Consider the following 15,600-nt stretch of genomic DNA (forward strand, 5'->3'; position numbering starts at 1 on the left):
GGTTACATCCGTTCCGGCGCCGAGACGCCTAGCAGTTCCAGTCCGTTGGCCAGCACCTGGCTGGTGGCGTCGTTGAGCCACAGCCGGGTGCGGTTGAGGTCGGTAATGGGTTCCTCGCCCTGCGGCGCCACCCGGCAGGCGTCGTACCAGCGGTGGTACGCGCCGGCGATGACCTCGAGGTGGCGGGCGATCCGGTGCGGCTCGCGCAGCTCGGCCGCCCTGGCCACGATCGAGGGGTAGCTGCCCAGATGGGAGAGCAGCTCGTTTTCGGTCGCGTGGTCCAGCAGCGAGGCTTCGAAGCTGTCTTTGCCGTCTACACGGCGGTCCACACCCGCCGCGACGGCGTTGCGGGCCGTGCCGCGGGAGCGGGCGTGGGCGTACTGGACGTAGAACACCGGGTTTTCGTTGCTGTGCTTCGTGAGCAGATCGGGGTCCAGTGCGAGTGGCGAGTCGGCAGGGAAGCGGGCCAGCGAGTAGCGGACGGCGTCCTTCCCGAGCCAGGAGATGAGGTCTTTAAGCTCAATGATGTTGCCGGCCCGTTTGGACAGCTTGGCGCCGTTGACCGAGACCAGCTGGCCGATCAGGACCTCGATGTTGACCTCGGGATCGTCGCCCGCGGCGGCGGCGATGGCCTTGAGCCTGTTGATGTAGCCATGGTGGTCTGCGCCGAGCAGGTAGATCTTCTCGGTGTAGCCGCGGTCCTTTTTGGACAGGTAATAGGCAGCATCGGCCGCGAAATATGTGGGCTCCCCGTTCGCGCGGACCATCACGCGGTCCTTGTCGTCGCCGAAGTCCGTCGTGCGCAGCCAGACTGCGCCGCCGTCGTCGTACACGTGGCCCTGCTCCCGCAACCGGGCGACGGCGTCCTCGATGGCGCCGGCGTCGTGGAGTTCCTGTTCGGAGAAGTAGACGTCGAAGTCGACGCCGAATTCGGCAAGGGTCCGTTTGATGTCGTGCAGCTGCGCCTTGTAAGCCGCGCCGCGGATGACCGGCAGCGCCGCCACCTCGGTCAGTTCGCGGATGTCCGGGTGCTGCGTGAGCACCTCGTGGCCCAGGTCCGCGATGTATTCGCCCGGGTAGCCGCCGTCGGGAACACCACGGCCGTGCAGCCGGGACAGGACGGACTGTGCGAAGACGTCCATCTGCGAGCCGGCGTCGTTGACGTAGTACTCGGCTGTGACCTCGGCGCCGGAGGCCCGGAGCACGCGGGCGATCGAGTCGCCGAGGGCTGCCCAGCGGGTATGCCCGATGTGCAGAGGTCCGGTGGGATTGGCAGAGACGAATTCCATGTTCACCACGTGGCCTGCGAGCGCCGAGTTGGTGCCGTAGGCCGCCCCCGCTTCGACGATTGCCCTGGCCAGGGCGCCGGCCGCACCGGCGTCAACCGTGATGTTCAGGAACCCGGGGCCGGCGATGTCGACGGCGGATACACCGTCGATGGACTTCAGCCGGGCACCTAGGACGGCGGCGAACTCCCGCGGATTGGTGCCCGCGGCCCTGGCCAGCTGGAGGGCGATGCTGGTGGCCCAGTCGCCGTGGTCCCGGTTCTTCGGCCGCTCAACGCGCACCTCAGCCGGGATGTCGGACGCGGGGAGCCCGATTTCGCCTGCGGCGACGGCGTCTTTCAGGCAGGCGGAAATGGCGAGGGAGAGTTCTTCTGGGGTCACGGTTCCAGCCTACCGGTGGCCCGCGGTGCGGCGGAATTTGGCGCCGGTCATGACGGCCCGGTCACCGGCGCGGGGACGCAGCCGGGAACCCCCGCGTTTTTCCAAGCCGGATCGCGTGTGAACCATTACGCTAAGGACAACGTTGTCATGGGTGTACCCGTATTAGGTCAGTGTTCTCGAGTCACTCCCTTATCCAATCTTCGCCAACGAAACGAGCAGCGGTATGAATGCCTCCCTTCGAAAAAGCGTCCTCGTCGGCATCGCCGGCCTGTCCCTGGCCGGGACCGCAGCCGGCTGCGCGCCCGCCCAGGCCCCCGCCGCCCAAAGTGCCGCTCCGGCACCTTCCTCCGCCGGAGCGGGAACCGCCAGTTACAAGGACGGCATCTACGCCGCCGACGGCAACTACGGCTCCCCCAACGGCACCGAGACTGTGGGCGTCAAGCTGACGCTGGCCAGCGGGGCCGTGTCAGATGTGGAGATCACCCCGCATCCCTCCACCCCCAACACCAAGAAATTCCAGGGCGAGTTCGCCGGCGGCATCAAGGCCCAGATCGTGGGAAAGAAGCTTGATGAGATCAAGGTTTCCAAGGTGGCCGGGTCCTCGCTGACCGGCGGCGGCTTCAACCAGGCCGTGGAAAAGATCAAGGCCGACGCCAAATAGCCCACGCCAACCAGTGGTGCGGCCGCCGCGCCGCGCCGGCAGCAAAGGAGGACTCGTGCCGCATCCGGGCTGGACAGGCTTCAGCTTCGACGGGATCGGTACCAGTTGGGAAATCTCCACACCATCGCCCCTGGCCGACGGGCACCGCCGCCGGCTGCTGGCCACCGTGGCGGACTACGACGCGGCCTGGTCCCGTTTCCGGCCGGACTCCCTGATCGCCGAAGCGTCGCGGCGGCCCGGCAGATACGAGCTGCCCGCCGGGGCGGCCCAGCTCGGTCCGATCTACGCGTCCCTGTACCGGCTCAGCGGCGGGGCCATGACCCCGCTGATCGGCGGCAGCCTGGAACAGCTCGGCTATGACGCCAGGTACTCGCTGCGCGCCGGCGGGCCGCCCTTGCCGGCCCCGCCGTGGGACACAGTGCTGGACTGGCAGGGCACGGTGCTGACCACCAGCGCCCCGGTGGTGATCGACGTCGGAGCGGCCGGAAAAGGACAGCTGGCGGACCTGCTCTCGGCCGAGCTCCGCGCCCGCGGCGTCGAAGAACACTTCATCGACGCGAGCGGGGACCTGCTGAACTCCGGCCCGGGCCCCGGTCTGGAGAATGGTCTCGAGACCAGACAGGAGACCGGCGGCGCCGCGCCGGTCGAGGTGGCACTGGAACATCCCTACGACCCGGGCCGGGCAATCGGCATTGTCAGCCTGGGAACGGGTGCGCTCTGCGCCTCCGCCGCCAACCGGCGCGCCTGGGGCGACGGGCTCCACCACGTCCTGGACGGCACCACCGGCGCCCCGGTGCGCACCGTCGTCGCCAGCTGGGCAATGGCCGCCACAGCGATGGTGGCGGATGCGCTGGCCACCGCCCTGTTTTTTGTCGGCGGCGCCCAACTGCGCGAGGAGTTCGAGTTCTCCTGGCTTACCGTGTATTCGGACGGACACGCCGAGTATTCCGCCGACTTTGAAGGGGCCCTGTTCTCATGACTGCCACCGTCTTCACCCCCATCGGCCCGCGGCTGGACACGGCGCTGGGCCGGTTCACGATGTACCGGATGGTACTTCTGGTCCTGGCCGTGCTCGCCGCCTACAGCATGCTGCTCAATGTGCTCGGCTGGCTGACATTCGGGCTCGTGGAGATGATCGCGCATCTGGCGCTGTGCCTGGGCCTGACGTACACGTCCAACCGCGCCCTGGCCGCCCTGTTCCGGGTGCGTCCACACTCGGAGTCAGCACTCATCACGGGCCTGCTTTTGTACTTCCTTTTCTGGCCGACACAGTTTTCGGCGGGGCAACAGGTGCTGGACCTTGCTGGCGTTGCCCTCGCCTGTGTGCTGGCGTCCGCGTCCAAGTACGCTCTTGCGTGGCGCGGCCGGCACGTATTTAACCCGGCAGCGGCCGGCGCGTTCATCACCGGGCTGACCGGACTCAACATCGCCACCTGGTGGGCCGCCACGCCGGCGATGCTCTGGCTCCTGCTGCCCGGCGTGCTGCTGGTGCTCTACCGGATCCGGAAGTTGCTCATGGCTGCGGTGTTCACGGTGGTCGCGGTGTCCATCGTCGCCGCGGACCTGCTGCGGACCGGCTCGGTCCTTGGCGAGGCCCTGTGGCAGCCGCTCGCCCAGCGTCCGGTCCTGTTCTTCGTCGGCTTTATGCTGACCGAACCACTCACCCTGCCGCCGCGCCGGTGGCAGCAGCTGGCGCTGGCCGCCGTCGTCGGGGTGCTGTTCGCGAGCCCGTACAACTTCGGTTTCGTGGCCAGCGCCCCCGAGCTGGCACTGCTGGTGGGGAACGTGCTCGCCTTCGCAGCCGGCCAGCGCGGCGGGGTCCGCCTCCAGTTCCTGAACTCCCGGCCGCTGACGCCGACGACGACGGAATTCAGCTTCCGCCCGGAGCGTCCCGTCAGGTACCGCCCCGGACAGTACCTGGAACTTCACCTGCCCCACGAAAAGTCCGACGGCAGGGGCCTGCGGCGCGTCTTCAGCCTCACCAGTCCCCCCGGGTCGCCGGTGCTGACAATCGGGGTGGGAACGGCCGAACCGCTGTCCTCGGCCAAGCGGACGCTGCTGTCCCTGCAACCCGGCGACGAACTGACGGGAACTGCGGTGGGCGGCGATTTTGTCCTGCCCCGGAAGTCAGGAGCTCCTGTGCTGCTCATCGCGGCAGGCATTGGGATCACGCCCTACCTGGCCCACCTCGGCGCTGGCTCCGGCGACGGCCCGGGCACCGGCCCGGGCACCGGCTCGGCCAGTGAGCGGGACGTGGTCCTGCTTTACCTGGCGCGGACAGCGTCGGAACTCGCCTACGCGGAGGAGCTCGAACGTTTCGGCACCCGCGTCGTGGCCAGGCTCAGCGACGGCTCCCCGCCGCCGGCGTTTATGCAAGACGCCGGCCGGTCCCGGATCGACAGTGCGGCGCTGAAGGACCTTGTTCCCGATATCGCGGACCGGGAGGTTTTTGTGTCCGGTTCGCCGGCCAGCGTCCGATCTCTCCGCGCCGCCGCCCGCGCCGCCGGGGCGCGGAAGATCCATGTTGATTCCTTCGCCGGATACTGAGCGGTTCCGCCTGCTAGTGAGCTGTTCCGCTTGGGGGCCGACGGCGCCTGGGGGCCAGCCGCCGTCGGCCCCCTAGGCGCGTCGATTTTCCCTTGGAGGCCACCTTCCTGCTAAGCTCTAGGACGTCCCGCCGGCAACGGCAGGAACCTTGACTGCCCTCGTAGCTCAGGGGATAGAGCGTCTGCCTCCGGAGCAGAAGGTCGTTGGTTCGATTCCAATCGAGGGCACAGACAAAAACCCCGCCGTTTCAGAGAAACGGCGGGGTTTTTGCTTGGCAGCCAACCCGCGCATCGTACCGGGCAAGTAGTCGATCCGGTGGAAGCGCCGGTAGTACTTCCTCAGGCTCAGAGTCGGCCAACTCGGTGATGGATTTCCACGTCCTTCCCCATGGGCCGGCTCACTGGGCAGCGCGGGACCAGAGCGGAGAAAGTAGTACCCAGGGCCCTGCGATCCCGGCTGTCCTGGACAAGGCGTCCCCGCAGTCAACAAGAAGCGGAAGAAGTCCCCCGCCTAGTTCCTGATGCCCCCATGTCCGCGGCAGGCGCCCTGGCGCGTCGTTCCCGGCCAGGCGTAGCCGTCCTTGCAGATGATTCCGCCATACTGCGGGGGCGCGGGAGCGGGGGTACGCGGTGCCGGCGGTGCCACCACGACCGGCGGTGCCACCACGACCGGCGGTGCTACCGGGGCCACGAACTGCGCCGGGGCCGGCGTAGGCGTAGGCGTTGGCGTTTCCTTCACGAGGTGCTTGACTCCCAAGATCACCGTGGACCCCTTGGCGAGCCCGGCCCCCTCTTTGGGATCCTGGGTAGTCACCTGCCAGTTCTTTTTGGAGAGGATTATTTTGTCGTCCTCTATGTCTTTGGCCTCCACCTTCAGCCCAAGGTCTACTAGCTTGTCCGTGGCCTTGTCCAGGGTAAGGCCGGTCACCGCGGGGACAGTGATGGAAGCGGCCGGAGCGACGGCGACTGCGGACGCCGTCGGTGTTTTCGCGGAAACCTGGTTGCCGCTGCAGCCGCTCAGCATGAGACCGGCAAGCATAACTGTGGCGAGTGTTTTCTTCAAGATATCCCCCTACGGAATGCGGTGCCCAGAACTGGGGCCGCTGGTCACAAGCTACCAGTTCCATGGGAGCGACGAAGAATACACAAGAGACGAAAAAGAAGCTCCGGCTTGCACCCTGGGTGCCGTGTTAGTCCGCATACCTTGGTCCAACACCGCCTGAGTGCTTTCTCGCTGAGCAAAGAGTTCCTTTCGGACCCTCCGGCCGGCACCTTCACCGGTCTGACCTACATTCGATGGCAGCGCACCCGCCAGCGCTGCCGACAGGACCGAAGCCGGACGGCTGGGACGGACATATCCAAGAAAGCGCACTTCGTAGGAGACTCGGCGGAGGCAATACCAAAGGTGAGCCACGCCCTAACCAGACACGGCACCAGAACGCAAGCTACTCACGGAGCAGCCGGGTAAAGCCTTATGAACAATGGTGCAACAATTCGTCCTTAAAGCTCGGTACCCCAGAGGGAACGGGCAGGCGTTTTCGGCCGGCTCAGCTCGAGGCCTCCGTGACGTCCTTGAGCTTGGCCAGTGCAAGGGGCCAGGCGTCATTGAACATGGCGACCAAGTCATCCTCGCTGCCAAGTTCGACGTCCACTAGTGTTATCCCGCCCGACTCGCTGAAGGAGCACGATTCTTGGGTGCCAATGAAGGTCTTCGAAGCGTCGCTGGTGGTGTCATCCGCACCATCGATGATCTGGCCGGTGTAGCGCGGGGAGATCAGTTCGTGCGGTTTGTTCTCCTCGACAGTGGCGATCATTCCGCCGTGCAAGCCCCTGTCGTCCGGACCCAGGAATCGGATTTCGCCGCCCTTGTCCCAGGCGTCTTCATAGTAGGAGCCGCTGCTGAAAACGCCGGTCCACTCCCGGTAGCTGGCATCGTCCAGCATCGTGGTCCAAACATCTTGCACGGGCGCCTTGATCTTCACCGAATACCGTAGCTTTTCCATGCGTGATTTTACGTCCGGCCCGGGACGGCGGAACAGCTCAGGGAAATTGCAGGAGCACACCCCTGCCAAATGTCGGTGCCCGCTCGTAGGCTGTCTGCATCGGCAGCGGGGTTCCGGCGGCCGGCGGGCGGCTGGCCCCGTGCCAGGAGACCTGCCGTGCCGGGAGTCCGCCGAAGCACAAAGGGGTCTCACATGTACTGTTCCATCATCCCGCCGTACCTGCTCCGCCGTCTGGCTGCCCAGCGCGAACCACGGCTCTCCGGGGCCGCCCGTGCGGCAAAGGAAGCGCTGCTGCACGTCAGGAGCTTCCAGGCCTCCCGTGCGGCTCCCAGTCCCGTTACTCCCCCCGGCATGCGGGAAATCAAGCCGTCCCCGCCGGAGCGCACCGTCTACGACGCCAAGTTCGCGGAGCAGTTGCCCGGCAGCGTGGTGCGCAAAGAGGGGGAACCGGCCACCGGCGACCCGGCCGCTGATGAAGCGTACGACGGCCTGGGCCATACCCACCGGCTCTATGCCCGGGCGTTCGGCCGGAATTCCATTGACGGCAACGGCCTCCACCTTGATGCCACGGTCCACTTCGGCCGCCTGTACGACAACGCATTCTGGGACGGCCGGCAGATGGTCTTCGGGGACGGCGACGGCCAGGTTTTCCAGCGCTTCACAAAGTCCCTGAGCGTGATCGGCCACGAACTCGCCCACGGCGTCACCCAGTACTCGGCAGGCCTGGCCTACCGGAACCAGGCGGGCGCGCTGAACGAATCCATGTCCGATGTGTTCGGCGCTCTGGTGGAGCAGTATGTGAAGAAGCAGTCGACGGCGGAGGCCAGCTGGCTGATCGGCGAGGGACTCTTCACGGACCAGGTCCAGGGCCGCGCCTTGCGCTCCATGAAGGCGCCGGGAACGGCGTACGACGACGATGTGCTGGGCAAGGACCCGCAGCCGGACTCAATGGAAACGTATGTGCACACGAGTGCCGACTACGGCGGCGTGCACATCAACTCGGGGATCCCCAACCGGGCGTTTTGCCTTGTTGCCACCACTCTGGGCGGCAAGGCCTGGGACGCGCCGGCGCAGATCTGGTATCACACCCTGACGGGCGGCACTCTGGCTCCCAATGCGACCTTCGGCGCCTTCGCGAAAGCCACCGCAGCGTCCGCGGGGGAACTCTTTGGCGCCGAATCCGCGGAGCATGACGCCGTCCTGTCTGCGTGGGAAACTGTGAAGGTGAAGATCCCGGGAATCAGACGATGAAGCAACCCTTATGAAAACCACAGTCAGATGAAAATCACCGTCCAGCGCAGCGGCGGGATTGCCGGCATGAAACGGACCTGGTCCGTGCTGGCGACCCCTCCGGATGACAGGGAGCTCTGGCAGCCGCTTGTGGAGGCCTGCCCCTGGGAGGACGTCCCAAAAAACGCCCGGTCGGTTGCCACGGGCCAGCCGGACCGCTTCCTCTACAGCATCCGCGCCGGCCAGCGACGGGCCACCCTGCCGGAGCAGGCCGTCACGGGACCGTGGCGGGACCTTGTGGACCAGGCCCGGGCCACGGCAGAATCGTCACCCGCCGCGCCGGGAGGCCTGCCGCCGTCGGACGGACTGCTCGGGCCAGCGGGCTGAGCTTCCGGTCAGACCGCTGCGGCCACGTGACCGCGGAAAGTGCGGCGGTAGGACTGCGGGCTGGTGTCCAGCACCTTGGCGAAGTGGTGCCGCAGCAGCACCGAGTGCCCGAAGCCGGCTTCCCGTGCGATTTCGTCGATGTTGAGGTCCGTGGTCTCGAGCAGTTCCTGGGCGCGAAGCACCCGCTGGGAGTTGAGCCAGGCCGCCGGGGTGGCACCTGTCTCGGAGCGGAACCGCCTGGCGAACGTCCGCGGCGACATGTGGACGCGGGCGGCCAGCTCGTTGACGGAATGGTCCTCGCCCAGGTGCTGCACCATCCACAGCAGCAGGTGCTCCATGGGTTCGGAGCCGCAGGGCGGGATCGGCCGGTCGATGAACTGGGCCTGGCCGCCGTCGCGGTGCGGCGGAACCACCATGTCACGGGCGATGCTCGCCGCCACCGTGGCGCCGAATTCCAGCCGGACCAAATGCAGGCAGGCGTCAATGCCCGACGCCGTGCCCGCACTCGTGATGATCCGGCCGTCCTCGACGTAGAGGACGTTCTCATCCACCAGTGCAGCGGGATACCGGCTGGCGAGCTCCTGGGAAAAGTGCCAGTGCGTTGTGCAGCGGCGGCCGTCCAGCAGGCCCGCCCGGGCCAGGGCGAAAGCACCGGTGCAGATCGACATGACCCAGGCCCCGCGGGCGTGCGCGGCCCGCAGTGCGTCCAGGACGGATTCGGGGACGTCCTTGTCCCCGCCGTAAGGAGTCATGATGACCAGGTCCGCGTCCGCCGCGGCGTCCAGTCCGAGCCCCACCTGCATGGACAGTCCGGACCTCATCGGGACCTCGCCCGGCACGGGGGTGCAGACCCGGAAATCAAACGCGGGGACGCCGGTTCCCCGTGCCGAGCGGTCCATGCCGAAAACCTCAAAAGCGGTCGCGAACTCGAAGATCGAGAAGTTGGGGAGCACGATCATGGCCACTGATTTAATCATGCCTCCATTGTGGCAGAAATTATAGCTTTTTGGGCATTTCTGCCACTTCTTTTGTCCCCGTCACCGGAGAACCATGGAGCTATGGAACTCTTCGGAATCGCCCTCATCGTCCTGATCATCACCGCCGCCGCCACCACCATCGCAGCGCTCCGCAAGGACGGGCTGGGCCACAACCCGCCGGTCCGCTCGGAGGACTCCTGGTCCGCCCTGGACCTGCCCAGCAGCAGCTACACCTACCGGATCTTCTGAGCCCCGGCGAAGACTGGCCTGCGCTGCACCTCCCATCACCGCCCGATGCCCGGCCCCGTCAGGGACCGGGCACTTCCCTGTTCCGGAACTGCCGCGGGGACAGTTCCCAGTAGACTGTCTCCAGCCATGACACTGCATATTTCCTACCCCGCCGAGCTGCCGGTTTCCGAGCGCCGCGAGGACCTGATGGCGGCCATCGCCGCCAACCAGGTGACCATCATCGCCGGCGAGACCGGCTCCGGTAAGACCACCCAGATTCCCAAGATGTGCCTGGAGCTTGGTCTGGGCGAGAACGGCCTGATCGGCCACACCCAGCCGCGACGGCTCGCCGCCCGCACGGTCGCCGAGCGCATCGCGGAGGAACTCGGCGTGGAGATCGGCCAGGAGGTCGGCTTCCAGGTCCGGTTTACGGGCGAGGTGGGCCGCAACACCAAGGTCAAGCTCATGACAGACGGCATTTTGCTGGCCGAAATCCGGCGCGACAAGCTGCTGCGCAAGTACAACGCCATCATCATCGACGAGGCCCACGAGCGCAGCCTGAACATCGACTTCATCCTCGGCTACCTCAAGCGGATCCTGCCGCAGCGGCCGGACCTGAAGATCATCATCACCTCGGCCACCATCGACCCTCAGCGCTTCGCCAGGCATTTCGGTGGCGAGGAAGAGCCCTCCCCGATCATCGAGGTCTCCGGACGCACTTACCCGGTCGAGATCCGCTACCGGCCCCTCTCCCAGCCCGCCGGTGGCGCCAGCACCGCCGGTGACGATGGCGCTGAAGATACAGTCGCAGCCTCCGACGACGAGCTGGAGGAGGACCGCGACCCCCTGGACGCCGTGTGCGACGCCGTCGACGAACTCGCGCTGGAAGCCCCCGGCGACATCCTGATCTTCTTCTCCGGCGAACGCGAGATCCGCGATGCCGCCGAGGCCCTCAACGCCAGGATCCAGTCCAACCGCCGGCTCGCCGGCACCGAGGTGCTCCCACTCTTTGCCCGGTTGAGCCTGCAGGAGCAGCACAAGGTCTTCCACCCGGGCAGCAAGCGCCGGATCGTGCTGGCCACCAACGTCGCCGAAACCTCGCTGACGGTCCCGGGCATCAAGTACGTCATCGATACCGGCACCGCCCGCATCTCGCGCTATTCGCACCGCACCAAGGTCCAGCGCCTGCCGATCGAGCGGGTCTCCCAGGCCTCCGCCAACCAGCGCTCCGGCCGCTGCGGCCGCGTGTCCGACGGCATCACCATCCGGCTTTACTCGGCGGAGGACTTCGAGTCCCGGCCGCTGTTCACCGACCCCGAGATCCTGCGCACCAACCTAGCCGCCGTCATCCTGCAGATGACCGCCATGGGCGTTGCCCGCGGACCCAAAGACGTGGAAAACTTCCCGTTCGTGGAGCCCCCGGATTCGCGCGCGATCAACGACGGCGTCACCCTCCTGCGCGAGCTCGGCGCCCTCAGCGTCGCGCGCCCGCAAGGACAGGCGGGCGACAGCGACGGAAGCGGAAGCCGAAGCGGAAGCGGCGGCGGGCTCACCGCCGTCGGGCAGCAGCTGGCGCAGTTGCCCGTGGATCCCCGGCTTGGCCGGATGATCGTGGAGTCCGGCAAGCGCGGCTGCGTCCGCGAGGTCATGATCCTGGCCGCAGCCCTCACCATCCAGGACCCGCGCGAACGCCCCCAGGGCGACGGCTCCGGCAAGCAGCAGCTCGCCGCGGAAAAGCACGCGCGTTTCCGCGACGAGAACTCGGACTTCACCGGTTTCCTGAATCTCTGGAACTACCTCCAGGAAAAGCAGCAGGAGCTGTCCTCCACAGCGTTCCGCCGGCTTTGCCGTGCCGAGTTCATCAATTACGTCCGCGTCCGCGAGTGGCAGGACCTGTTCGCCCAGCTCCGGCAGCTGGCCCGGCCGCTTGGCATCAGCCTGGACAACAAGCGCCTGGCCGATCCGGTGGGCCTCCACGAAGGCATCCACATCAGCCTGCTCTCCGGCCTGCTCAGCCACGTCGGCATCCTCGACGAGCGCAAACGTGAGTACGCCGGCGCCCGCGGCAGCCGCTTCGCGATCTTCCCGGGCTCCGCGCTGTTCAAGAAATCCCCCACGTTCGTGATGGCCGCGGAGCTCGTCGAGACCAGCCGGCTCTGGGCCCGGGTGGCCGCGAAATTCGATCCGCTCTGGGTGGAGCAGGTGGCGCCGGACCTTCTCAAGCGCAGCTACAGTGAACCGCACTGGTCCAAGAAAATGGGCTCGGTGATGGCCCACGAGAAGGTCACGCTCTACGGCGTGCCCATCATCCCCAGCCGCCGGATCAACTACGGCAGGGTGGACCCGGAGCTATGCCGTGAACTCTTCATCCGGCACGCCCTCGTCGAAGGCGACTGGCAGACGCACCACAAGTTCTTCCACCGCAACCGCGCCCTGCTCCACGAGGTCGAGGAGCTCGAGGCCCGGATGCGGCGCCGGGGCATCCTGGTGGACGACGAGACGCTGTTCGGTTTTTATGATGACCGGATCGGCAAGGAGGTCGTCTCCGAACGGCACTTCGACAAGTGGTGGAAAGATGCGCGGCAGCAGGATCCCACGCTGCTCGACTTCGACCAGGCGCTGCTGATCAGCGAGGACGCCGATGCGCTTGACGATTCGGCCTACCCGAAGACCCTGCTGCACAAGGGATTTGAGCTGCCGCTGAGCTACGAGTTCCACCCCGTGGCGCCCGGCTCGCCACCGAATCCGTCCGACGGCGTCACCGCCGAGGTCCCCGTGCTTTTCCTCAACCAGCTCGACGACGCCGCCTTCCGCTGGCTCATTCCGGGCCAGCGCGTGGAGCTGGTCACGGCCCTGATCAAGTCCCTGCCCAAGCAGGTGCGCAAGAACTTCGTACCGGCACCGGACGTCGCGCGCCAGGCCGTGGCCGCCCTTGAGTCCGATTTTGTCCCGGCCACCGACGAGCTGGAAGCGTCGCTGGAGCTGGTCCTGCGCCGGATCCGCGGGCAGGTCATCCCGCCGAATTCCTGGAACTGGGACGCCGTGCCGTCACACCTGCGGGTTAGCTTCCGAGTGGTTAATTCCCAGGGCCAGGTCCTGGACGAGGGCAAAGACCTCCCGGCGCTGCAGGAACGGCTGGCGCCGGCCACCCGCCGCGCGATCGCCGAGTCATTGGGCGCCACGCCCGCGACGACGGCGCCACAGGCGGGCGGGCGGGCCGCCGGAAAGGCCACCGGCAACGGTCCAGGCAACGACGCCGCACCCGCGGCGGTGCCGGTCCCTGCCGCTTCTACCGGTTTTGCCGAGAAATCCGGCCTCACCGCCTGGTCTTTCGGGGCCGTGCAGCGCCAGGTCCAGGGCACCGTCAAGGGCCATACCGTCACCGGCTACCCTGCGCTTGCCGACGAGGGCGGCACGGTGGCGCTGCGGCTCTTCCAGACCGGCTCCGAGCAGGAACAGGCCATGCGCGGCGGCGTGATCCGGCTGCTGGCACTGAAGGTTCCGCCGCCGGACCGCTACGTCCTGGAGCACCTGAACAACACCGAGAAGCTGACCTTCAGCCAGAACCCGCACGGCTCTGTCACGGCCCTGATCGCGGACTGCGCCCTCGCCGCGATCGACAAGCTCACGCCTGCCGAGCTGCCCTGGGACGAGGCGTCCTTCAACGCGCTGTACGAAAAAGTCCGGGCCGAGCTGATCGACACGGTCTTTACCGTCACCGCCGTCGTCGAACGCATCCTTGCCAGCACGCGGCGGATCGAGAAGCAGCTCAAGGGCACCACCAGCCTGGCCCTGATCAGCGCCCTCAACGACATCAGGAGCCAGCTGGAACAGCTGGTGTTCCCCGGTTTTGTGGCACGCACGGGCTACGCCCAGCTCAGCCAGCTGCCGCGCTACCTCGCCGCCATTGAAAAGCGCCTCGAGAAGCTTCCCAGCAACGTCCAGCGCGATGCCCAGCAGATGTCGGCGGTCCAGGCGCTGGAAGACGACCACGACGACGCCGTCTCGGCGCTGCTGCCCGGCCGCCGGGCCGGCGCCGAGTTAACCCAGGTCCGCTGGATGATTGAGGAGCTCCGGGTGAGCCTGTTCGCCGTCGAGCTCGGGACCGCCTATTCGGTCTCCGAGAAACGGATCCGCGCGGTGCTGAATAGGGCGCTGGCGCCGGCCTGACACCCGCTGGGGTTCCGGGCCGGCGCCGGTGCACGGCGCTTTGCCTACGTTTAGGCGCACGGTTGAGGCGTCCGGTTTAGGCGTCCGGGACGTGCTCCGCGAACCCCGCGGTCCGGAGACCTTCGCGGAGCTTCGCCGCGTTGGCGTCAAGCCGTGCCGGGTCCGGGTTCTTCTCCACCGAGCCGAAGTCGAAGTCGGCCATGGTGTTGGAGGGCCAGACGTGGACGTGCAGGTGGTTGATTTCGTAGCCGGCCACGATGAGTCCGGCCCGGTCGGCGTCGAACACCTCGACCTGGACGGCGCCGATCTTCCGGGCCACCTCCATGACCCGGGCGAGCAGTGCCGGGGAGGCGTCCGTCCAGCGGTCCACCTCCTCGGTTGGCACCACCAGGGTATGCCCGTCTGCGAGCGGGCCGACGGTGAGAAAGGCCACCACGTCGTCCTCGCGCCACACGAAGCGGCCGGGGATCTCGCCGCGGATGATCCTGGTGAAGAGTGTGCTCATGCGTCTGCCCTTTCCGACGGGGACCCCAGGGTGCTGGCGTCCAGGACAAAACGGTACTTCACGTCTCCAGCCACCATCCGGTCATAGGCCTCGTTGAGCTGGTCCGCGCGGACCACCTCGACGTCGGAGACGACGCCGTGCTCGGCGCAGAAGTCCAGCATCTCCTGGGTCTCGGCGATGCCGCCGATCAGGGAGCCTGCGTAAGCAATCCGGCGGCGGATCAGAGCGCCCGGGCTCACCGGCGGTATGTCCTCCGAGGGAAGCCCCAGCTGGAACAGCGCACCGTCCACGCGCAGGGTGCGGAAGTAGGGGTTGAGGTCGTGGGGTGCGGCGACAGTGTCGATGATGACGTCGATACTCCGGTTGGCGGCATCCATGGCTGCCCCGTCGCGGGACAGGATCACCTCATCCGCGCCGAGTTCGCGGGCTGCGGCGACCTTGGATTCCGAGGTGGTGAAGACCAACACCACGGCGCCCATTGCCTTGGCCAGCTTCACTGCCATATGACCCAGTCCGCCCAGACCCACGACGCCGACGACGTCGCCCTCCTCGACGTCGAAGTGGCGCAGCGGGGAGAACGTGGTGATGCCGGCGCACAGCAGCGGCGCGGCCGCGGCCGGGTCCAGGGATTCCGGGACGCGGAGCACGTAGCGGCGGTCCACGACGATGGAGGTGGCGTAGCCGCCCTGGGTGGTGGCGTCGCCATTGCGGCGGTCCTTTGCACCGTAGGTTCCGGTCATGCCGTTTTCGCAGTACTGCTCCAGGCCATCGAGGCAGCTCTCGCATTCGCGGCAGGAATCGACCATGCAGCCGACGCCCACAAGCTCACCGGGGGCGAAGTCGTCCACGGCGGAACCGACACGGCCGACGCGGCCCACGATTTCGTGGCCGGGAACCAGCGGGTAGTTCTGGGTGCCCCACTCGCCACGGGAGGCGTGGACGTCCGAGTGGCACAGTCCGCAAAATTCGATCGCGATCTCGACGTCGTCTTCCTTCGGCGCGCGGCGCGCAACCGTCAGGGGTACCAGACCGCTCTCGCTGGAGGTCGCGCCGACGGCGGCCGCGAAACGGGGGCCATCAGCGGGCTCTGACGCGGTGCTGAGATCGGGGAGCGGTTTGGCAAGGGGCGGCGGCACGGGGCGTCCTGGAGTCATGTTCCGACGCTACCCCCGGGGCCGCAACATCGCCAGTCAGGAGCATCCGCCAGAGAGCGGGCAGGACCGGCT

General features: G+C 67.2%; 13 protein-coding genes and 1 tRNA gene. 8 read left to right on the forward strand and 6 right to left on the reverse strand.

Annotated features, from left to right (window positions below; genetic code table 11):
• Positions 1–2: 2 nt before the first annotated feature.
• Entirely contained in the window at positions 3–1,667 is a 1,665-nt protein-coding gene (argS, locus tag AC50X6_RS04145; protein ID WP_494965005.1) for an arginine--tRNA ligase, read from the reverse strand.
• Between the two features lie 223 nt (positions 1,668–1,890).
• On the opposite strand from argS, the gene AC50X6_RS04150 reads away from it, so the two are divergent.
• The 4 genes from AC50X6_RS04150 (at position 1,891) to AC50X6_RS04165 (ending at position 5,102) form a co-directional block, all read left to right on the forward strand.
• Positions 1,891–2,328, forward strand: coding sequence for an FMN-binding protein (locus AC50X6_RS04150; RefSeq protein WP_494965006.1), 438 nt, complete (start codon positions 1,891–1,893; stop codon positions 2,326–2,328).
• A 55-nt stretch (positions 2,329–2,383) separates the two neighbouring features.
• Entirely contained in the window at positions 2,384–3,307 is a 924-nt protein-coding gene (locus AC50X6_RS04155) for an FAD:protein FMN transferase (RefSeq protein ID WP_494965007.1), read from the forward strand.
• Positions 3,304–4,875 (forward strand): FAD-dependent oxidoreductase, encoded by a 1,572-nt coding sequence (locus tag AC50X6_RS04160; RefSeq protein WP_494965008.1) that lies wholly within the window; start codon positions 3,304–3,306, stop codon positions 4,873–4,875. Before AC50X6_RS04155 ends, AC50X6_RS04160 begins: the two co-directional genes overlap by 4 nt.
• 154 nt (positions 4,876–5,029) lie before the next feature.
• A tRNA-Arg gene (locus AC50X6_RS04165) sits at positions 5,030–5,102 on the forward strand.
• A 283-nt stretch (positions 5,103–5,385) separates the two neighbouring features.
• Here the strand turns inward: AC50X6_RS04165 and AC50X6_RS04170 are convergent.
• Entirely contained in the window at positions 5,386–5,937 is a 552-nt protein-coding gene (locus AC50X6_RS04170; protein WP_494965009.1) for a PASTA domain-containing protein, read from the reverse strand.
• A gap of 484 nt (positions 5,938–6,421) precedes the next feature.
• Entirely contained in the window at positions 6,422–6,877 is a 456-nt protein-coding gene (locus AC50X6_RS04175) for an SRPBCC family protein (protein WP_494965010.1), read from the reverse strand.
• Positions 6,878–7,069: 192 nt separating this feature from the next.
• Here AC50X6_RS04175 and AC50X6_RS04180 point away from each other — a divergent pair, with 192 nt between their 5' ends.
• Both AC50X6_RS04180 and AC50X6_RS04185 read left to right on the forward strand, forming a co-directional pair.
• Complete coding sequence (locus tag AC50X6_RS04180; RefSeq protein WP_494965011.1) at positions 7,070–8,128, forward strand: M4 family metallopeptidase; 1,059 nt, start codon at positions 7,070–7,072, stop codon at positions 8,126–8,128.
• Positions 8,129–8,155: 27 nt separating this feature from the next.
• Positions 8,156–8,494, forward strand: coding sequence for a protealysin inhibitor emfourin (locus tag AC50X6_RS04185; protein WP_494965012.1), 339 nt, complete (start codon positions 8,156–8,158; stop codon positions 8,492–8,494).
• An 8-nt stretch (positions 8,495–8,502) separates the two neighbouring features.
• Here AC50X6_RS04185 and AC50X6_RS04190 read toward each other — a convergent pair whose 3' ends face one another.
• Positions 8,503–9,471 (reverse strand): GlxA family transcriptional regulator, encoded by a 969-nt coding sequence (locus tag AC50X6_RS04190; protein ID WP_494965013.1) that lies wholly within the window; start codon positions 9,469–9,471, stop codon positions 8,503–8,505.
• A gap of 81 nt (positions 9,472–9,552) precedes the next feature.
• On the opposite strand from AC50X6_RS04190, the gene AC50X6_RS04195 reads away from it, so the two are divergent.
• Together AC50X6_RS04195 and hrpA are read left to right on the forward strand one after the other, a co-directional pair.
• Positions 9,553–9,720 (forward strand): hypothetical protein, encoded by a 168-nt coding sequence (locus tag AC50X6_RS04195; protein ID WP_494965014.1) that lies wholly within the window; start codon positions 9,553–9,555, stop codon positions 9,718–9,720.
• 126 nt (positions 9,721–9,846) lie between these two features.
• Positions 9,847–13,869, forward strand: coding sequence for an ATP-dependent RNA helicase HrpA (gene hrpA / locus AC50X6_RS04200; RefSeq protein ID WP_494965015.1), 4,023 nt, complete (start codon positions 9,847–9,849; stop codon positions 13,867–13,869).
• Between the two features lie 76 nt (positions 13,870–13,945).
• On the opposite strand, the gene AC50X6_RS04205 is transcribed toward hrpA, so the two are convergent.
• Positions 13,946–14,374: an HIT family protein gene (locus AC50X6_RS04205; RefSeq protein ID WP_494965016.1), complete on the reverse strand. Its 429-nt coding sequence runs from the start codon at positions 14,372–14,374 to the stop codon at positions 13,946–13,948.
• Positions 14,371–15,528, reverse strand: a complete 1,158-nt coding sequence (locus tag AC50X6_RS04210; RefSeq protein ID WP_494965017.1) for an NAD(P)-dependent alcohol dehydrogenase — start codon at positions 15,526–15,528, stop codon at positions 14,371–14,373. Before AC50X6_RS04210 ends, AC50X6_RS04205 begins: the two co-directional genes overlap by 4 nt.
• Positions 15,529–15,600: the final 72 nt, after the last annotated feature.

This window comes from Pseudarthrobacter sp. HLT1-7 (genome assembly GCF_059383435.1).